The organism is Corallococcus praedator (assembly GCF_003612125.1).
Taxonomy (GTDB): Bacteria; Myxococcota; Myxococcia; order Myxococcales; family Myxococcaceae; genus Corallococcus; species Corallococcus praedator.
The window spans coordinates 22152-42581 of the sequence record NZ_RAWI01000034.1 but is presented as its reverse complement, the minus strand read 5'-3'; the positions used below and the strand labels follow the sequence as shown (position 1 = coordinate 42581).

14 protein-coding genes are annotated in these 20430 nt (G+C 70.5%); 12 read left to right on the top strand and 2 right to left on the bottom strand.

All coding sequences use genetic code 11. The features are described 5' to 3' along the window. Positions 1–245 precede the first annotated feature (245 nt). From D7Y13_RS07005 to D7Y13_RS06960, 10 genes are all read left to right on the top strand, one after another. Positions 246–2105, top strand: coding sequence for a sensor histidine kinase (locus D7Y13_RS07005; protein ID WP_120583264.1), 1860 nt, complete (start codon positions 246–248; stop codon positions 2103–2105). Positions 2106–2372: 267 nt separating this feature from the next. Further along, entirely contained in the window at positions 2373–4253 is a 1881-nt protein-coding gene (locus D7Y13_RS07000) for a cytochrome c3 family protein (protein ID WP_120583263.1), read from the top strand. A gap of 34 nt (positions 4254–4287) precedes the next feature. Beyond that, positions 4288–5448, top strand: a complete 1161-nt coding sequence (locus D7Y13_RS06995) for an FIST signal transduction protein (RefSeq protein ID WP_120583262.1) — start codon at positions 4288–4290, stop codon at positions 5446–5448. 4 nt (positions 5449–5452) lie between these two features. Then, entirely contained in the window at positions 5453–8419 is a 2967-nt protein-coding gene (locus tag D7Y13_RS06990) for a response regulator (protein WP_120583261.1), read from the top strand. Further along, positions 8412–8831 carry a response regulator gene (locus D7Y13_RS06985; protein WP_120532300.1) on the top strand — a complete coding sequence of 140 codons (420 nt, stop codon included), beginning with the start codon at positions 8412–8414 and terminating at the stop codon, positions 8829–8831. The genes D7Y13_RS06990 and D7Y13_RS06985 overlap by 8 nt, the downstream gene beginning before the upstream one ends. A gap of 219 nt (positions 8832–9050) precedes the next feature. Continuing rightward, entirely contained in the window at positions 9051–10046 is a 996-nt protein-coding gene (locus D7Y13_RS06980) for a tryptophan 2,3-dioxygenase family protein (RefSeq protein ID WP_233595481.1), read from the top strand. After that, the gene (locus D7Y13_RS06975; protein WP_120583259.1) at positions 10043–11188 is read left to right on the top strand and encodes an aminotransferase class V-fold PLP-dependent enzyme; all 1146 of its coding nucleotides are present in this window, start codon (positions 10043–10045) and stop codon (positions 11186–11188) included. The genes D7Y13_RS06980 and D7Y13_RS06975 overlap by 4 nt, the downstream gene beginning before the upstream one ends. Then, complete coding sequence (locus D7Y13_RS06970; RefSeq protein ID WP_120532303.1) at positions 11185–12246, top strand: methyltransferase; 1062 nt, start codon at positions 11185–11187, stop codon at positions 12244–12246. The genes D7Y13_RS06975 and D7Y13_RS06970 overlap by 4 nt, the downstream gene beginning before the upstream one ends. 176 nt (positions 12247–12422) lie before the next feature. Further along, the gene (locus tag D7Y13_RS06965; RefSeq protein ID WP_233595480.1) at positions 12423–13226 is read left to right on the top strand and encodes a dienelactone hydrolase family protein; all 804 of its coding nucleotides are present in this window, start codon (positions 12423–12425) and stop codon (positions 13224–13226) included. A gap of 456 nt (positions 13227–13682) precedes the next feature. Beyond that, on the top strand, positions 13683–14087 hold the full coding sequence (locus D7Y13_RS06960; protein WP_120532305.1) for a response regulator: 405 nt from the start codon (positions 13683–13685) through the stop codon (positions 14085–14087). An 18-nt stretch (positions 14088–14105) separates the two neighbouring features. Here D7Y13_RS06960 and D7Y13_RS06955 read toward each other — a convergent pair whose 3' ends face one another. Both D7Y13_RS06955 and D7Y13_RS06950 read right to left on the bottom strand, forming a co-directional pair. Next, entirely contained in the window at positions 14106–15416 is a 1311-nt protein-coding gene (locus D7Y13_RS06955) for an ABC1 kinase family protein (protein ID WP_120583257.1), read from the bottom strand. Positions 15417–15491: 75 nt separating this feature from the next. Continuing rightward, positions 15492–17420, bottom strand: a complete 1929-nt coding sequence (locus D7Y13_RS06950) for a serine/threonine-protein kinase (protein ID WP_120532307.1) — start codon at positions 17418–17420, stop codon at positions 15492–15494. A 722-nt stretch (positions 17421–18142) separates the two neighbouring features. Here D7Y13_RS06950 and D7Y13_RS06945 point away from each other — a divergent pair. Continuing rightward, positions 18143–19747: a CocE/NonD family hydrolase gene (locus D7Y13_RS06945; RefSeq protein WP_120583256.1), complete on the top strand. Its 1605-nt coding sequence runs from the start codon at positions 18143–18145 to the stop codon at positions 19745–19747. A gap of 185 nt (positions 19748–19932) precedes the next feature. Further along, a complete protein-coding gene (locus D7Y13_RS06940) occupies positions 19933–20427 on the top strand; it encodes a hypothetical protein (RefSeq protein ID WP_120583255.1) in 495 nt (164 codons plus the stop codon). The last annotated feature ends 3 nt before the right edge of the window (positions 20428–20430 follow it).

Sequence of the window (20430 nt, the reverse complement as noted above, 5' to 3'; positions counted from 1 at the left end):
GCGGCAGCCCCTCTCTGGATCTCCGCCCGATTTCCAGGTGTCCACCGGTGGACACCCCGGCAAGAACCCGCCTGCCAGGAACTTTTCTTCTCTGGCGGCGCCGGGCATCCTACCCCGGTATTCCTGGAAAGCATGGGTTAATGACTACCCTGCCCGGGAGTGCGATGTCATTCGCCCTACTTTTTCAGTGATGCTGCGGGTCCTTCTGCACAGAAGCGCTCGGTGCCGTCGGGGGGGAGTGCCACATGCTGCGTCGCTGGACCTTCGCTCAGCGGGTCGGGGCGGGTCTGTCCGTGTGCCTTCTGGCCGGACTCATCCTGCTCGCCACCATGGTGTCCGCGGCCCACACGCTGGCGGCGGGTGACGCCCTCTCCACGCACCGCGACTCCGACCTGCGCACGCTGCTGGTGGCGCTGCTGGGCCTGGGCTGCGTGGCCGCGCTGGGCATGGTGCTCAGAAACGCCCTGGGCCCCATGCACGCGGAGCGGCTGCAGAGTGAACAGCGGTTGCACCTGTTCATGGATGGCGTGTCCGACTACGCGCTGTGCTTCCTGGAGCCGGACGGCAAGGTGTCCTGCTGGAGCACCGGCGCGGAGCGGCTCACCGGCTGGACGTCAGAGGACATCGTGGGCCAGGACGTGGAGTTGCTGCACGTGCCGGACGCGGTGTCCCGCGCCGTGCCCGCCTCCTACCGCGAGCGCGCCGCCCGCGAGCGGCGGTTGCAGTCCGAGGGCTGGCGGATGCGCAAGGACGGCTCGCGCTTCTGGGCGGAGAGCCTGCTCACCGCGCTGTACGACGACGCGGGCCGCCTGCAGGGCTTCGCGGAGGTGACGCGCGACATCACCGAGCGCAAGCGCACCGAGCGCATGCAGGCGCTGCTCGCCGAGGCCGGCCGCGTGCTGCAGCCCCAGGCCGGCGCGGAGGCCCTGGGCGCCGACCTCACCCGCCTGTGCGTGCCGGAGATCGCGGACGCGTGCGTGCTCTACCTCCCGGGCGAGGACGGCCACGTGCGCCCCGGCGCGGTGACGTGCGCGGACGCGGCCACCCAGACGCGGCTGTGGGAGCCCCTCCTGCGCCGCCCCGCGCGCGACGAACCCGGCCCCGCCCGCGTCGTCTACACCGGCCGCGCGGAGCGCTTCGCGGAGGTGGATCCAGAGCGGCTGCCCGCGTCCGTCAACGACAGCACCTACGGCGAGCTGTGGCGCGCGCTGGGCGTGCGCTCCGCCCTGAGCGTGCCGCTCATCGTGGACAACCGCGTGCTGGGCGCGCTGTGCCTCTTGTCCACCCGCCCGCACCGCCACTACGGCGCCGCGGACCAGGCCTTCCTGGAGGAGCTGTCCGCCCGGGCCGCGCTGGCGCTGGACAACGCCCGCCTGCTCGCCGCCACGCAGGGGGCGCTGGAGCTCATCGGCGTCGCGGCGCACGACCTGGGCAACCCGCTGAGCTCGCTCCAACTGCGCCTGCGCCGCCTGCGCCTGCAGTGCGCCCCCGCGAACGCGGAGGACCCCCGCCTGCGCGAAGGGCTGCTGCTGGCCGAGGACGAGACCAAGCGCCTGGGCCGGCTGGTGCACAACCTGCTGGACCTGTCGCGCCTGTCCGGAGGCCGGCTGGAGCTGGAAGCGCGCACCATGGACCTGGCGGAGCTGGCGCGCGAGGTGGTGGCCCGCCACGAGGACCAGGCCACCGCCGCCGGCTGCGCCCTCACCGTCCACGCCCGGGGCGCCGCGTGCGGCCGCTGGGACCGCCAGCGCCTGGACCGCGTCCTCACCAACCTGGTCAGCAACGCCCTCAAGTTCGGCCGGGGCCAGCCCGTGGAGGTGCGCGTGGAGCACGACGCCCACCGGGCCCGGCTCGTCGTGCGCGACCACGGCGCCGGCATCCCCCTGGAAGACCAGCAGCGCCTCTTCGCCCGCTTCGAGCGGGTCACCACCGACAGCCGCGCCCCCGGCTTCGGCCTGGGCCTCTACATCGTCCGGCAGCTCGTGGAGGCCCACGGCGGCACCATCCGCGTCCACAGCTGCCAGGGCGAAGGGGCCGAGTTCATTGTCGAACTCCCGTTCATCCCGGAATCCCCGGCGGATGTCGCCGCCGCGATTCGGGCCTGACCCGTCCGGGTGGGTTGTGCCCCAGGCACCCCTCCCATCCAGTCCCAAACAATCGGGTTCTCCTCTGAGCGGAAATATTCTCAGAAGTTGAATCGATCTGTTCGTTGTGGATATTCTTCGTACGGCTAAAAGTACTCGCTCCCGGTAAAAGCCGGTTTTGAGTCGGACCTCATCCGCCACCGTCCCCCCGACGGAAGGGCTACCGGGTCCCCAGAACGCGACGCTGTGACTGTAAGCGTCCGCAATCAAGCCTTCGAGGAGTCCCCCATGGTCGCAGTTGGAGCTTTCAGGGCGCGGTGTACTCGTACTTCTTCCCGCGTGGGTTCCGCGGGCCGCGCGAGCTTGCTGGCAGCGATGGCGGGCCTGGCGCTGGCGTGCGGCGGACAGGACGCTTCAGGTTCGGAGGACTCCACCTCCCTGGACGGTCAGGTCGCCCCGCTGGAGCTCGCGTCCCAGTCCCAGGCGGTGACGGACGACGACGCCCGCAGGGGCGGCGGCAACGGCGGGTCGGCCCCCGTGGCGCTGGCGCTGGAGGTGGACAACGGCGAGGGCGTGCCCCTGAAGGTGAAGGCCGGGCAGACGTTCTGGGTGAACCAGATCGACCTGCGCGCCTCCATCAACGCGACCGTGGACGAGGGCGTGAACGGCCTGCGCCAGAACAGCGACTTCCTGGCCATCGGGTGGGGCGGTGTGCGCCAGGCGGACGAGGAGTTCGTCGGCCTGTCCAACCCGGACGGGACCTTCACCCGCCGCCGCTTCTACCGCGACGCGGCCTGGATGAAGGCGACCAGCCTCTTCACCGTGGAGCCCGTGGACGCGCGCGGCATCCTCACCGGTCCGCCGGTGCTGCTGAACATCGGCAGCGAGGAGACGCGCCGCACGGAGCGCGACGACTTCTTCATCCGCCGTCTGCGCGCCATTCAGTGGACGCGCGACTGTCGCAGCCTCACGGACTGCTCGGGCGCGAAGGCCTTCGAGGAGGAGGCGCTGGTGGAGGTGCGCAACGCGTACGAGCACGCGAAGAAGCAGACCCTCACCTTCACGTCCAAGACGAAGGGCCTGCGCCTGCGCTGGAGCCTGCGGCCGTTCGCGCCCTACTACATCCCCGTCACGCAGGTGGCGTCGCCCGCGTACGACTACGGGTTCGCCATCGACATCAAGGCGCTGACGGCGCCCCGCAAGGACGGCACGTATGCCCCCGGGTCGGATGTCACCTTCCAGATGACCCTGAAGGACGGGAAGGGCAAGCGGCTGCACCCCGCCGGCAGCCTACCAACCTACAATGAGGTCGCACCGCCGGGTGCTCCCGGTCACCCCGCCGGGATCCAGTACTATCAGGCCTTCTTCGACCCGACCGCCACGTACTACCGCCGCAAGCACCGGGAACGGATGATGATGACGCAGCTCATCGGGCCCGCGCAGGACATCAAGCCCATCCGCACCATCGTCGACCTGGAGGCGTTCCTCGACGACTCCCAGGACGTGCAGACCATCGCCACCCCGGCGCGCGACGGCGTCTACGCGCAGTTCATGACGTTCCCGCCCGCCAACAAGCTCTTCGGCGGCGCCTTCTTCCCCAATGACGGCCGCTGGGACGCGCCCGTGAGCGACACCTGGACCTACCACCTGCCCACGGACGCGAAGCCCGGCACGTACCTGGTCACGGCCAAGAGCCGCCGCGTGTTCCTGGGCGAGGACCTGCCCGCCTCCCGCACCATCGAAATCCAGGTGGGTACCAAGACCCACACCGAGGCCAGGCTGACCACCGGCCCCTGCAACAGCTGCCACAGCCAGGGCGGCGAGCTGAGCAACGTGCTGCACGGAAACGACAACCGCGCCGCGTGCGCGTCGTGCCATGCTCCGCTGGGCTTCGAACTGGAAGGCCCCATCTTCGTGCGCACGCACTTCATCCACTCGCGCTCCAACCGCTTCGACGCGCCCCTGGAGAAGTGCTCCTCCTGCCACCTGGACAAGGAGACCACGCAGCGCACCAGCAAGGCCGCCTGCCTGTCGTGCCACAAGAGCTATCCGGACAGCCACGTGAAGTCCTTCGGCCCCATCGAAAGCATGTATGTCGGTGGCGGTCGCGAATCGTTCCAGCAGTGCACCGGCAGTTGTCACAAGACACACCCGGGCAGCGGCCTCTAGCCGCCCAAGCCCGGTTCGCAAGGGAAGGTCCTCCATGGCCAGCGTGAAGATGCAGACGGCTCGCTCCACCCTCACGGATCCAGTCGCCGCCGCGGAGGACCTCCTACGACAGCTTCACGGCCCCCCGCCGAAGCTGGTCACGCTGTTCGCCTCCCGCCAGCGCGACCAGCGCGCGCTCAACCGCGCGGTGCGGGAGCGGCTGCCCAAGGACACCCGGCTCGTGGGCGCCACCACGGCCGGGGAGCTGGACAACAACGGCATCCACACCAACAGCGTGGTGCTGGGCGCGCTGTCCGGCGACTTCGAGGTGGGCCTGGGCCTGGGCAGCGGCCTCACCGGCGACGCCATCGCCGCGGGCGCCCAGGCCATCAAGCGCGCGTGCGAGGAGCTGGGCGTGCGCCAGCAGGACCTGGACGCGCGCCGGTACGTGGGCCTCGTGATTGACGACGGCTTCCGCTACAAAAAAGAAGAGCTGCTGCTGGGCATCCTGGAGAAGAACCAGACGCTGGTGCTGGTGGGCGGCGGCGCCAGCGACTCGGAGCCGGACCCCTCGCGCCAGTCCGCGCTCATCCACGTGGATGGCGAAGTGGCCGGCGACGGCGTGCTCGTGGCCCTCTTCAAGACGAACGCGCCCTGGGCCGCGCTGCGCTCGCACTGGTACGTGCCCACCGGCCAGCGGCTCACCATCACCAAGGTGGATGAGACGCACACGCGCGCGCTCGAAATCGACGGGCAGCCCGCCGCGAAGCGCTACGCCGAAATCCTGGGCGTCACCCCGGACGAGCTGGAGTTCGGCAAGCCCAAGGGCTTCGCCGTGCGCCCCACCGCGCTGAAGGTGGGCCGCGAGTACTTCATCCGCGCCGCGTGGCGGCCCCTGGAGGACGGCTCCATCCTGTTCGCCAACCTGCTGGAGGAGGGAAGCGAGCTGGATTTGATGAAGGCAGGCGACCTGGCGGGTATGACGCGCGACTTCTTCGCCGAGGAGCTGCCCAGGCGGGTCCAGAACCCCCAGGCCGCCCTCCTGTTCCACTGCAGCGGACGCATGTGGTACGCGAACGCGACCGGTGTGGTGCCCCAGCTCTCCGAAGCGTTGAAGCTCGCACCGTCCGCTGCTGGGATGAACGTGCAGTTCGAGATCTACTCAGGCTTCCACATCAACACCACGCTGACCGTGCTGGCGTTCGGTTCCAACTAGACACATGGCCAACCAACCGTTCGACGTGGCGCTCGCGGAAGCACCGCTGGGGTACACCTTGTCGTTGCTCCTGGTGGGCAGCGAGCGCGAAACGCGCGCCATGCGCGACGCGCTGGAGCGCGAGGACATCCTCTCCATGCTCACGCTGGAGCAGGCGTGCTCGCAGGCGGCGCTGGAGCAGGCCCTGGCGCGGCCCTACGCGCTCGTGCTCGTGGGCACGGAAGTGCCGGGGCTGTCCTGGGAGGCCGTCCACGCGACGTGGCAGCAGCGCGGGCTGTCGCTTTCGTTCGTGGTGAGTTCGCCCGCGTGGAACCCGGCCACGCTGGACACCGCCATGCGGCTGGGGGCGCTCGACTACGTCACCGAGGACCGCTACGGACACCTGCCCTTCGTCGTCGCGCGCGAGCTGCGCCTGCACGCCGAGCGCGCCCAGCACCAGGCGACGGGCGTGGAGCTGAAGCGGACCAACTACCTGCTGAGCAACATCATCGACGCGCTGCCCTTCGTGCTGTTCGTGAAGGACGCCCAGACGCGCCGGCTGGTGGTGGCCAACAAGACGTTCGCGGACGCCTTCAAGGTCACCAAGGAATGGCTGCTGGGGAAGCTGGACCACGACTACTTCCCGCATGACCAGGCGGACTCGTTCGTCGCCATCGACACGGAGATCCTCGAGACCCGGAAGATGAAGACGTTCGAGGAGGTGGCCCGCGCGGACGGCGAGGACCGCATCTTCGCCACGCGCAAGATTCCCCTGCTGGACGAGCACGGCATCGCGCGCTTCGTGATGGGCGTCACCGACGACATCACCGAGCGCAAGCAGAACGAGGCCATGCTGCGCGCCTCCAAGGAGGAGCTGGAGGCCGCGAACCTCCAGTTGGCCGCCAGCCTGGAGGAGATCAAGAAGACGCGCGCGGTGTCCGCCCGGTCGCTGGCCAGCTACCAGCAGCGCGCGCTGCAGATGGAGATCATCCGTCAGCAGAACGAGGACCTGGACCGTCTGGCCCAGGAGCTCTCCGTCGCCAAGCGCAACGAGGAGGAGCGCGCGCGCGAGGCGGAAGGCGCCGTGCGGCTCAAGAGCGAGTTCCTGGCGAACTTCAGCCATGAGATCCGCACCCCGCTCAACGGCATCATCGGCTACTGCGACCTGTTGATGCGCGAGGAGGGCAACCGCCTGACGCCGCACGGCCGGCGCGACCTCAACGTGGTGAAGACGAACGCCAAGACGCTGCTGGCGCTCATCAACGACATCCTGGACCTGTCCAAGATTGAAGCCGGCCGCGTGGAGGTCGTCACCGAACCGGTGGACGTGCAGGAGCTGGCCGACGAGTGCATGGCCACGGTGAAGGAGTACCTGAAGGGCAAGGACGTCGCCCTCACGGTGCACGTGGATCCGGAGGCGCACGAGGTGCGCACGGACGCGCTCAAGCTGCGGCAGATCATGCTCAACCTCCTGAGCAACGCGGCCAAGTTCACCGACACGGGCGAGGTCGCGCTCACGGTGGTGCCCGCGGGTTCGGGGGAGATGCTGATGACGGTGGAGGACACCGGCGTGGGCATCCCCGCGGACCAGCTGCCCTTCATCTTCGAGAAGTTCCGCCAGGTGGACGGCTCCACCACGCGCAAGGTGGGCGGCACGGGGCTGGGGCTCGCCATCGTGCGCGAACTGACGCGCGTGCTGGGCGGCACGGTGGATGTGACGAGCACGCTGGGCCGGGGCTCCACCTTCACCGTGCGGCTGCCGGACGTGCTGGCGACCACGGTGGGCGCCAACAGCCCGCATGCGACGGAGCGGCTGGTCCCCATCCAGGACGTGGCGCAGAAGCTCGCGCCCATGGCGCGGCCGGGCAGCACGGTGCTGGTGGTGGATGATGATCCGCTCATCCAGCAGCTCGTCACCGGACAGCTGGAGCCCGCGGGCTTCAAGGTGGTGACGGCGGATGACGGCATCGCCGCGCTGAAGCTCGCGCGGGAGCTCAAGCCGCAGGCCATCCTGCTGGACATCCACCTGCCCCGGATGGACGGCTGGTCGGTGCTGAGCCAGCTCAAGAGCGAGCCGGGCCTGGCGGGCATCCCGGTCATCCTCGTGTCCGTGGAGGAGCAGCGCGCGCGCGGCTTCAGCCTGGGCGCGTGCGAGTACCTGGTGAAGCCGGTGGAGCCGGAGCGGCTGGTGGAGGTAGTGCAGAAGAGCCTCGCCTCCGCGGGCGCCACGGCCGCCACGGGTGACGTGCTGGTGGTGGACGACGACGCGGCCACGCGCGAGCTGGTCAGCCGCAACCTGCGCCGCGCGGGCTTCTCCACCAACGAGGCGCGCAACGGCGAGGACGCGCTGCTCAAGGCGCGCGTGTCCCCGCCGTCGCTGGTGGTGCTGGACCTGATGATGCCGAACCTGGACGGCTTCGAGGTGCTGCGCCGGCTGCGCGCGGAGAAGCTGTCCGTGCCGGTGGTGGTGCTCACCGGCAAGACGCTCACCGGCGAGGAAGAGACGCTCCTGCGCGACGGCTTCGCCGGCTTCGTGCGCAAGGGCGGCACGGCCCTGGAGGACGTCATCTCCCAGGCCAAGGGCCTGCTCATGTCCCAGCGGGCCGCGAGCGCCGGCAAGCTGCCCCGCGTGCTGTACGTGGAGGACAGCGAGCAGAACCGCGACATCGTCCGCCGCTACCTGGGCGGGCTGTATGACCTCATCGAGGCGGAGGACGGCGAGCAGGGCTTGGAGCGCGCGAAAGCCGACGTGCCGGACCTCATCCTCATGGATTTGTCCCTGCCGAGACTCGACGGCTGGGAAGTCACCCGCAGGCTCCGGGCGTTGCCGGATGGGCAGAATGTGCCCGTCATCGCCGTCACCGCCCACGCGGGGCGCGAATACCAGGACAAGGCCCAGGCGGCCGGCTGCACGGCCTACCTGACCAAGCCCCTGGATCGCGATCAGTTGATCGAGACGATTCGTCAGTACCTAGGGAGAAGCCATGGCTGAACCAAAACCGCGCGTCCTGGTGGTGGACGACGACCCGGACCTGCTCGACCTCGTGCAGCGCTCGCTGAGCGCGTACGGGTTCGAAGTGCAGACCCATACGTCCGCGTTGGGTGTGTCCAACATCGTGCGCGCGTCCGAGCCGGACTTCGTGCTCATCGACGTGAACTTCCCCGCCCTCAAGGGCGACAAGGTCGTGGGGCTGGCGCGCCAGTACGCGCCCCCCGGCACCCGCTTCATCCTCTACTCCGCGTCAGATGAGGCGAAGCTGCGCTCGCTGGCCATCGCCTCCGGCGCGGACGGCTACATCTCCAAGAGCGTGCAGGGCGCCGACCTGGCCCAGAAGCTCAATGCGATGCGCCTGAAGCCCCGGCCGGCCACGCCAGGCCGGAACCCCTCGCCTGTTGAGGGGTAGACAGCACCCTGGGTGCGCCCGACCCCTCGGGCCACCCTGCCTTCCAGTGCGAGAAAAATCTCGGAAAGTGATAACCAAGTAGGGCTGGCATCTTGAACTCTACAGAAAGCCCTGTAAGGTAGTCGCTTCTAGAGTTTTCCGCGCTCACTGTTCCCGCCGAACCGGGGCGCATTCCACCCAGCACTCATACGTTCCTGCACCCCGGAGGGAGCTATGTTCATGTCCACTGATTACAGCCACGCGGAAAAACTGAAGCACGAGCTGACTCAGCCGCTCTTCAACCCGATGCTGAAGAAGTGGGTGGGCAAGGGAGAGCTGGACTACGAGCGCTACCTGCACACGGGGACGCTGCTGGGCCTGCAGTCCGCGGAAGCGGAGCGCGTGTCGCACGACGAGCTGATGTTCCAGATCGTCCACCAGTCCCAGGAGCTGTACCTGAAGCTGGCGTCGCGGGAGATCGTGGAAGTGGTGGCGGAGCTGGACCGGGACGCGCTGTGGGCCGTGGTCGCCCGGCTGGCGCGGGTGCAGCGCATCCTCCAGTGCATCACCTCTGAGATGGCCATCCTGGAGACGATGACGCCGGAGGCGTACCAGGTCATCCGCCGCAGCCTGGGCAACGGCAGCGGGCAGGAGTCGCCGGGCTACAACACGTTCCGGCTGGCGGCCACGGGGCTGGAGTCCGCGATGGAGCGGATGCTGGAGCGGCGGAATGTGACGCTGATGCAGATCTACACGGCCGGGGGGCACGAGGATCTGAAGCACGTCTGCGAGAACCTGGTCACCATGGACGAGGCCTTCCAGGGCTGGCTGTACGCGCACTTCCAGCTGGTGCGCCGCACCATCGGCGTGGACCGTTCGGTGAAGGCGCTGGACGGCCTGCCCACGCAGGTGCTGGCCGGGCGCATGACCCTGCCGCTGTTCCGCGCGCTGTGGGACGTGCGCGTGGAGATGACCAACAGCTGGAAGCGCGAGGGTGGCTACGCGACGGGCGCGGCGCGCGGGACGGATGCGCACGCGGCGCCTCGCGGGGGCGGATGCCCGATGATGCACGCCCACGGCGCGCCGACCGCGATGCACGCCCACGACGCGGCGGCCGCGATGCACGCCCACGGCGCGGCGGCCGCGATGCACGCCCACGGCGCACCGGCCCCGATGCACGCCCACGGCGCGCCGACCGCGTATCCCCATCCCCACGAGCTGAGGAACCAGACGTGAGCGGAGGGGTGCTCCCGGGGGCCCTGCGCGCGGAGTATCCCCTGCTTGAAACCTGCACCTACCTCAACAGCAACTCCACCGGGGCGATGCCCCGGGCCGTGGAGGGCGTGCTCGCGCGGTACTGGACCACGATGCGCACGTGGCGCGACGCCGTCTGGGATGAATGGCTGTCCCAGATGCAGGGCTACGCGGACGCGGTGGCGGGACTCATCAACGCGCCGCCCGCGTCCGTGGCGTTGGACTTGAACCTGAGCGCGCACCTGTCGCGCCTGGGCACCTGCCTGGACTTCAGCGGCGAGCGCCGCCGCGTCGTCGTCACCGACCTGGAGTTCCCCACGGTGCCCTTCATCTGGAAGGGCTTCGCGCGCTACGGAGCGGAGCTGGTGGTGGTGCCGTCGCGCGACGGCCGCGTGGATGAGGCCGCGCTGGAGGCGGCCATCGACGAGCGCACGCGGCTGGTCTGCGTGTCGCACGCCGCGTTCTCCACCGGCGCGCTGCTGGACATCGCGCGCGTGGCGAAGGCGGCGCACGCGGCCGGGGCGCTCATCGCCACGGACGCGTACCAGTCGGTGGGCACGGTGCCCGTGGACGTGCGCGCGCTGGACGTGGACTTCCTCATGGGCGGCGCGCACAAGTGGCTGGGCGGCTCCGAGGCCGCCTTCCTGTATGTGCGTCCGGAGCTGCTGCCCACGCTCCGGCCCGCGAGCACCGGGTGGCTGGCCGGCGCGACGCCGCTGGCCTTCCAGGCCGCGGAGGACTGGGCGCCGGATGCGCGGCGGATGATGGGCGGCACGCCCGCGCCGCTGATGGTGCTGCTGTCGCGGCCGGGGCTGGAGCTCCTGAAGGGCGTGGGCATCACCGCCGTGCGCGAGCACTCGTTGAAGCTCACGTCGCGGGTGATGGCCCGCGCGGATGAAGCGGGCCTGCGCGTGGTGACGCCGCGCGAGCCGCACCAGCGCGGCGGCATCGTGGCGCTGAGCTTCCCCGGCGACGTGAGCGTGATGCAGCGGCTGGTGGCGCGCGGCTTCATCTGCAGCCACCGGGGCTTCCTGCGCGTCGCGCCGCACTTCTACAATACGCTGGAAGAAGTGGACGGTTTCATGGACGCGCTCCTCCAAGAGCAGCGCAAGGAGGCCGCATGAGCGCGGCGCTGTCATCCTCCCCTTCCGCCCTTCCCCCGCGCGAGCCCACGTCGCCGCGTGCCCTGCTGCACCTGCTGTTCAACGGCGCGCGCGCGCTGGACGTGGTGGAGACGGCGCTGGGGCTGGGGCTCCTGGACGAACTGGAGCCCGGGCCGGTGACGCTGGGGACGCTGGCCACGCGGCACGGCTTCGTGCCGCAGCGGCTGTACAAGTTCCTCGACTGCCTGGAGAGCCTGGGGCTCGTGCAGCGCGAACAGCCCACCGACGCGCTGGAGGACACGCGCTACCGGGGCGTGGCAGGGCTGCGCGCGGCGGCGGAGGCGGTGCTGGGGCCTCGCGCGCTGGAGCGCGACCGGGAGAAGTACGACTGGAAGGCGCTGCATGGCCGGCTTCCGGAGGTGCTGCGCGGACAGCACTCCATGTCCGCCGCCTCCTTCGACTGGCCTCCGCGCACGCCCGAACAGGTGGAGGGCTTCGAGGCCAGCATGGCCGCGGGCCTGGGCCCCATCCTGGAGACGTTCCGCGCGCACGCGGGCGCGCTGTGGCCTTCCGGGGCGCGGCTGCTCGACGTGGGCGGCGGTGACGGGACGCTCGCGGAGCACCTGCTGCGCGAACACGCGGCGCTCTCCGTGGACGTCTACAACCTGCCCGCCACCGAGGCGCTCGTCACGCGCACGCGCGAGCGCGCGGGGCTGCCGCAAGAGCGCCTGGGCTTCGTGGGCGGGGACTTCCTGCGCGAGCCGCTGCCGCAGGGCTACGACGCGCTGTCGTTCGTGCGCGTGCTCCACGACTGGCCCGCGGAGGTGGCGCGTCAGTTGATGCAGGCCGCCTTCGCCGCGCTGCCCTCCGGGGGCCGCGTGCTCATCTGCGAGGAGTTCCGCACGCCGGAGCGACTGGCGGCGCAGTTCTTCTGGTCCTACTTCCTCATCGGCGTGGACGCGTGCTCCAGCCGGCTGCGCGAGGTGGAGTTCTACCTGGACGCGCTCACCGCCGCGGGCTTCCGCGACGCGCACGTGCGGCCCGGCCCCTTCGAGCTCGTGGTGGCCACGAAGCCCTGAAATCCGACAGCGGCCCCACCCTCCGGGGTGGGTCGTTTCCTCGGGGCCTCCTCCCTCCCTACAATGCGGTGTCGGACGGCGGACAACCTGGACCTTCCGACAGGTCACAGCGGCCGGGCGGGTGCTCAACTTGCCCTCAGTCGCAGGTCAGCCAAACGCAGACGGGAGGAGCCTGTATGACAGGTCCCCGGTCACGAACGGGGTTGAGGGCAGCACGGCAGGACCACGGGTCGTCGGAGCAGCAGCGGGAAGCCCCCGCGGCACGTGGCGCGGGAACACCGGCGGCGCGCACGCACCTGGAGCGCGAGGTGATGGTGCCGGTGGATGACGCCGTCCTCCTGCGGGGGCGGTTGGCGGTGCCCGCGGGCGCTCGGGGCGTGGTGGTGCTGGCGCGAGGCAGCGACAGCAGCCGCCAGAGTCCCCGGCTCGCGCAGACCTCGCGCCTGTTCCAGGCGATGGGACTGGGCACCCTGCTGTTGGACCTGCTCACCAGCGAGGAGATGGAGGAGCGCCGCACGCGACAGCTGCGCTTCAACATGGGCCTGTTGGGCCTGCGCATGGCGGGCGCGGCGCGGTGGCTGCAACGCGAACCCCACACCACCGGCCTGAGCGTGGGCTACTTCGGCGCGCACACCGGCGCGGGCGCGGCGCTGTCCGCCGCGGCCAACCGTCCGGAGCTGGTGGGCGCCGTCGTCTCCCGGGGCGGCCGGCCCGACCTGGCCGGCGCGGTGCTCCCCAGGGTGCGGGCGCCCACGCTGCTGCTGGTGGGCGGCGCGGACACGCTGGGCCTGGACATCAACCGCCGGGCCTACGCCGACCTCCAGGCCCAGAAGCACATGGAGATCATCCCGGGCGCGACCCACCACTTCCAGGAGGACGCGGAGCTGGAGCGGGTGGCCGAGCTCGCCGGGGAATGGTTCCTCCAACACCTGGGCCAGCCCCGGCACGACGCGGAGACGGACCCCGCGCTGGCGCCCTGAAGCAGCCCGGCTTCATCGCTTCATGCCAGGGTCCCCCGTGCCAGCCACGGGGGACTCCCGGTGTCTGTCATTGCCACAGCACGGGACGGTCCACGCAGAGGGCATTCGCGTGGGCGCGGCGTCCATCGCCGAGCGCCCGGCCGCACTCCGCGTCATCCCTGGGAGTGCTGGCGGCCGGCCAGGCGCTGGCTGCGTTGGCGCAACCTGGAGACGACGTCCTGGGTGGACATCGGGAGTCCTCGTGGGAGGCGATCCACGAGAAGTGAACGATGACCTGCACGAACGGCCCGACCCTCCAGGTACAGGGGCCCCATCCAGGATGAAACATTCCAGAAAATTCCAGGGACGCTGGTCAGGCGGGAGACGCTTGGGCGATACTCCGGGGGTGCCTGACGCGCTGGTCTCTGGGGCGGCGTGATCGGGACACCCCAACTGTCGGTTCCAGGGGGAGCCACCATGTCGTCGGAGTCCAAGATTCGCGTCCTCATCGTGGACGATGACCCGGACCAGCTCGCGCTGGCCGAGCGGACGCTGTCTTCCTACAACTTCGAGGTGCGCACGCACCGCTCGTCGTTGGGGGTCTCCAACCTGGTGCGCACCACCGCGCCGGACCTGGTGCTCCTGGACGTGAACATCCCGGCGCTCAGCGGCGACAAGGTGCTGGCGCTGGCCCGGCAGCAGGCCCCGGAACACACGCGCTTCGTCCTCTACTCCGCCTCCGACGAGGCCAAGCTGCGCGCCCTGGCGCTGGCGGCGGGCGCGGACGGCTACCTGTCCAAGAGCACGCAGGGCGCGGACCTGGCGCGCAAGCTGGAGCGGCTGCACAAGCGCCCGCGCGCCGCCGAGGCCCCCGCGAAGTAGCGCCGTCCCCGCGCGCCCTCACGCCTCCACGAGGGCGCCGACCTCCAGGAACACCTGCCGGAAGTCGCCGTGCGCGCCCAGCAGGCGCAGGTTCTGCGCGAGCCCGCCGGTGGCGCGAAAGAACATCATCGCCTCCGGGGGCGGCTTGATGCGCAGGAAGCGCGCGGCGTTGCGCGTGAAGTGGTTGCGCAGGTCGCGGTTGATGTCGCAGGTGCCGTAGTCATACGGCGACGCGCGCATGGGCCGCCCGGCGATGTGCAGCACCTCGCGCAGGAGCGCCTCCGCCTCCGGCTCCGGCAACTCCACCGTGAAGCCGACCTCCCGGCACAGGGCCAGGACGTCCAGCGTCTCCAGTCGCAGCGCCTGGTGGAACATGCGGCGGTTGGAGGCGACGAAGCCCGGGCTGAAGCGCTTGATGGAGCCGAAGTCCAAGAGGCCCATGCGCCCGTCCGGCATCACCATGAAGTTGCCCGGGTGCGGATCCGCGTGGATCTCCCCCGCGTCCAGGAAGGGCCCGTAGGTGGCGCGGATGAGCTGGCGCGCGACGCGGAAGCGCGCGGCGTTGTCCGGGGACGTCGGCACCCAGTCCTTGAGCGTCTGGCCTTCCAGGAACTCCAGCGTGAGGACGCGCCGGGCGCTCCGGTCCACGATGACCTGCGGCACGTACAGGTCCGGCAGCTTCGCCACGCTCTGGGCGAAGCCCGCGGCGAGCATCGCCTCGCGGCGGTAGTCCAGCTCCAGCATGAGTTCGTCGCGGAACTCCTGGAAGTACGCGGTGCCGTCCATCATCCGCGACGTCTTGGACACCGTCTTCACGACCAGGCCCAGGTTGTCCATGTCGTGGACCATGGACGCGTCGATGCCCGGGTACTGCACCTTCACCGCCACCGCGCGGCCGTCGTGCAGCACCGCCTTGTGCACCTGCCCCAGCGACGCGGCGGCCAGCGCCTCACGGGAGAACTCGCGGAACAGCTCCTCCGGCGGCGCGCCCAGCTCCTCCTTCACCACGCGCGACACCTGCGCGTAGGACATGGCGGGCGCCTGGTTCTGCAGCTTCGCCAGCATCTGCCGCACTTCGGGCGTGAGCAGGTCCTGGTCCATGGAGAGCGCCTGGCCCAGCTTCATGGCCGCGCCCTTCATCTCCCCCAGCGTGGCCACCAGCTTCTCCGCGGTGCCCAGGCTGAGCAGCTCAGACGGGCTAGAGCCCGCGAGGTGTTTGGCGCCCGTCTTGAGCACCTCCGAGCCCACGTGCATGGAGAGGCCCGCCAGCTTGCGCAGGCGGTTGAACCGCCCCTGGGGCGGAAGCTTGTCGTCGGGTTCGGAAGCCATGGAAGAGGAGAGGATTAACGAGGACTCCCCTCCCATACGCAAGGCGACCCCACTCCAGATGCGGGGCCGGCCCCCCTACCGGGGAGCAGCCGAGCCCTGGACCCGGGCCCGGAGGAAGCGCCAGCGCTTGAGGCCCTCCAGGTCCAGGGGGTCCGCGCGGACGGCCTGTTCGTAGGCGGCGAGCGCCTCTTCCAGCCGGCCCACCGACGCCAGCGCATCCCCGGACAGCCGGTGCACGGCGGCGCGGCCCTCGCGGCCGGTGTTGCCCGCGAGGAAGCGGCGGCGGCACTGCTCCAGCATCGTGGCGGTGAGGCCCGCGGCGAGGCACCGCTCGATGCCCTCCACGTTGCCCAGCGTCGCGTCGTACTCCACGCGGCGCTCCACGTGTCCCAGCGTGTGCAGGGCCCCAGCGACGCGCTCCAGGGCGCGCTCCACCTGGGCGCGCTGGGCGTCCGACAGCGGGCGGGCCTTGAGCAGCTCCAGGGCCCCGCGCGCGCGCTGGGCGGCGGTGCGCACCGACTCCAGGGTGGCGTCGCGCGGCAGCTCCAGCACCGCGTACGGGTCCCCGGCGAGCCGGCGACGGAAGGCCTGGAGGACGGTTTCCGCCTGGGTGTCCTCCGGCGTGGGCAGGGCAGCGGCCGCCCCGGCCTGCGCGGACAGGGGGCGCGTGGCGTGGCGCAGCTGGGCGAGCGAGGCCTGGAAGCCGGGGCCGCTGTCGCGCAGCTGCACGCCGAAGCCCGGGGACATGTGCCACGCCTGGGCCTGTTCGGCCGTCACGTGGCGCACCACCTGCGCGGTGCAGGGCAGCTCGCCGCCGGGCAGCCGGAGCAGCAGCGACACGTCCGACAGGAGCGCGGGAGGCGGGGAGGCCAGCGGGAAGAAGAGGCCGGTGCGGCCCACCCACTCGCCCTGGAGCTCCAGGGAGGCCTGCGCGCCCGTGCCGCGCAGGAGCGCGGACAGCTTCGGCACCTGCGGCGCGGGCGGCGGGGCGAGCGAGGCCTCCAGGGCGGCCTTCAGCTCCGCGGCGGAGGCGAAGCGGTGCTCGGGGCGCTTGGCCAGGGCGCGCAGCAGCACCTTGGAGAGGGCCTGCGGCACGGCGGCGCACACCTCGTGCGGCGGCACCGGCTCCTTCTGCAGGTGGCCGACGAGGATCTCCGCCGCAGTGCGGCCGAAGAAGGGCACCTGACCGGTGAGCAGCAGGTAGGCCAGCACGCCCGCCGCGTAGATGTCGCTGCGGGCATCCACCAGCCCGTCGCCGCACTGCTCGGGGGCCATGAACTCCGGCGTGCCCAGCAGGACGCCCACTTCCGTGGTCATCTCACCAGCGGGCCGGGACAGCAGCTTGGCGATGCCGAAGTCGAGCAGCTTCACGCGGTGCCGGCCACCGGGGCCAGGCACGAGGAAGACGTTCGCGGGCTTGAGGTCGCGGTGGACGATGCCGTGCGCGTGCGCGGCGCCCAGCGCGTCACACACCTGCGTCATCAGGTCCACCACCAGCGCCGGGGCCATGGGGCCGCGCGCGAACTGGGCCAGGCTGTCCCCCTCCAGGTACTCCATCACCAAGTACGGGCGACCGTCGCGCGAGTCCAGGTCGTAGAGCGTGACGACGTTCTCGTGCTGCACCAGCGTGAGCGTGCGCGCTTCGGACAGGAAGCGCGCGACCAGCTCCGGCGCCTGCGCCAGGTGCGCGTGCAGCACCTTGATGGCCACGCGCTTCTGGATGAGCGTGTGCTCCGCGAGGAACACCGTGCCCATGCCGCCGCGCCCCAGCTCGCGCACCACGCGGAAGCGGCCGAACTCCTGGCCCACCAGCGACGGGACGATGGGCGTGGGCGACGACAGGGGCGAAGGCGTCAGGGGCAGCGCCGCGACCGGTCCCGGAGGAGGCGTGCCCGCGTAGAGCAGGGTGCCACCGGTGTCGAGCCCCCGCATCAGCGTGGGACACGCCTCCGCGTCGGAGTGGGGCTGACCACAGGAACAGGTGAAGGACGACGAAGCGAGCACGGAGGGGGACCGGGACCTGCCGAAGCGAAGCGGGGGTTGGGACAGCGTCAGGAGCGGATGCCAGCGGTGTGCCAGGACCCGGGATTTTCAGGGTTGCGCGGACGGTCGCGCCAAACGGTTGATCCGCTTCGCTTTTCCGACACTCCTTCGCGACCCGTGTTCCAGCGCATCCGGAGACACCCTTCGGTTTCGGGGAGTTTTTACAGCCCCGGGACGGGATAATTTTCCGCCCTGCTACTCAATACGTTCAGTCCGCCCAACCTTGACCGACTTCCGCCTTCACGCCCCTTCAACGTCGCCACCGCGACGCGCAGTCCCACACGATGACAGGCGTGCGTGCGGGTTTCCAGTGTTCATCAACATCACCAACGAGAGCGGAAAACACCTCGTTCACTCGCGAAGAAAGCCGTGTTCGCGCGGCTCCCGGTGGACGCGTGGAAGCCGCTGACGCCGTGCGAGGGGCGCGCGGATCCGCGACCTGTTCGAGGCACGACAAAGCCCGCAGGAATGAAGAGTCTTCCGTGGATGCCGGGGGCTCCCGGGCTTCGGACCGACCAGGACCGACGGTGCCCCGCCATGCCTTGAAACATTTGTCTGCGATTGGGATGGACCCCTGCCGGGGCCTTGATTCGGGAATCAATCTGCTCATACCGTGAGTGCGCCTCTATCTAATCTTAGAGGTCTTCCCCTCTTCTCAAGGCTTCCCCCACTTGAGGTGTCCCATGTCGCAGCGTGTTCCATCGCGGGTCCTCCCGCTGCCGTTCCTCCTGCTGGCCTTGCTCGCGCCGTTCGCGGGCGTCGCGCTTCCCGTCCAGGCCACGGCCGCGCGTGCCGTCGTGGCCGCGGTGCCGACCACCGGCTTCAAGTTCGTGGACATCACCGCGGGCGACGGCACCGTGCTCAAGGCCAACTACATCGCGCCGACGACGCCGGGGCCGCACCCGGCCATCGTCTTCATCTCCAGCTGGGGGCTCAATGACCTGGAGTACCTGGCCCAGGCGAGCGCGCTGGCGCAGCGGGGCTACGTGGCGCTGTCCTATACGCCGCGAGGCTTCTGGGCCTCGGGGGGTGGCATCGACACGGCAGGCCCCGCGGACATCGCGGACACGTCGCGCATCATCGACTGGCTGCTCGCGAATACGTCCGCGGACGGCTCGCGCATCGGCCTCGCGGGGGTCTCGTATGGCGCTGGCATCTCGCTCATCGCGTCCGGGTTCGACCCGCGCGTGAAGGCCGTGGCCGCGCTGTCCGGCTGGACGGACCTGGTGGCCTCGCTGTTCGGCGGGGAGACCCGGCGACCGCAGGCGGTGGGCCTGCTGGACTTCACGTCGCGCCTGCTGGGCAGGCCTGGCCCGGAGCTGCGCACGACCATCGACAACTACTACGCCAACCGCGACATCGCGGGCATCAAGGCCTGGGGCCGGGTGCGCTCCGCGAGCACCTACCTGTCCCGCATCAACGCGAACGCGCCCGCCATCCTCATCGCCAACGCCTATGGCGACAGCCTCTTTCCGCCCAACCAGCTGGTGGAGTTCTACGGCCAGCTCACGGGGCCCAAGCGCCTGGAGCTCGCGCCGGGTGACCACGCCGTCGTGGAGGCCACCGGCCTGTTCGGGCTTCCCAACCACGTCTGGAGCAGCGTCACGCGCTGGATGGACGCGCACGTCGCGGGCGTGGACCCCAGCATCACCCACGAGGCGCCCATCGTGCTGCGCACGTACAACGGCGCGGTGGAGGGCTACGCGTCATGGGCCGCTGTCGCCTCCAGCACGCAGCGCTACGGACTGGGCGCCATCCGCCTGCTGGATGGCGCCGGCACGCTGGGTGGCACGCCCTCTTCCAGCGCCGCGAGGACCGTCTGGGCGTTCGACACCACCGCCGACGCGGGCGTGGCGCTCTTGACCAACGGGCTCCAGGCGCTGACCGGCATTCCGCCCATCGTCTGGCTGCCGGGCATCAACCGCCTCAACGCGGGCGTCTGGACGTCGGCCCTTTCAACCCGGTCCATCGCCATCCGTGGCTCGGCCACCCTGCGCCTGCGCATCACGCCGTCCGCCTCTTCCGGGACCGTGGTCGCGTACCTGTATGACGTCACCGGCGACTTCGGTGGCCTCATCACCCACGTGCCGCTCACCTGGACCGGCGCCACGCCCGGCACCCCCGTGGACCTGGACCTGAAGTTCCCCGCCACGGCCTATGACGTCGCGGCGTTGCACCAGCTCGCGCTCGTCGTGGACACCCAGGACCCGCTCTACCTGGGCGCCAACAACGTCGGAGCACAGCTGTCGCTCCGCGGCCCGTCCTGGCTGGACCTGCCGCTGCGCTGATGGGAGTCCCGTGCCGGCGCGCGCCGGTGCTGAAACCGCGCGCGTCGGCCTCCGGGCTTGGGCGAAGACACGGCGGATGGTTGCGTCTTGAAGGGTAGTCGTCCCGACCGTGTCCGGAGGCTTGGCGCTTGGGCCCCGCGCCAGGGACAGTCCTGGCGCCACCTTCCCAAGGAAACAGGAACGCCATGAAGCCATCCTTCCGAACCGCTGCGTTGCTGGCATCCACCGTCTTCTCGCTGGCGGGCTCCGGCTGCGCCGCTGTCCGCCAGCAGGTCGCTCAGGAAGACACCGCGCGCGACCACGTGTACCGCAAGCCCCTCGCGGAGGTCTGGCCCGAGGCCCTCGCGCTGATCAAGGACGAGGGCTTCTCCATCAAGCCCCTCGATGAGCGCTCCCGCGAAGGCTTCATCGCGCGGACCGAGTGGCTCCTCATCGGCACCCCCACGTCCCTGGGCACCACCTGGGCGCGCTACTCCGTGACGGGCGTCGAGCGCGTCCCCGGCCAGAGCACCGTCCACTTCCAGCGCGATGAGCGCACGCAGACGCGCGAGGCCGACGGCCGCAACGTGTACAAGAACGACGTCATCCAGAACGCGGGGCTGTACCCGACGACCCGCGACACCGACCTGGAGTGGGAGCTCATCCAGAAGGTGGAGTCCGCCACGGTCGCCGCGAAGTAGGAC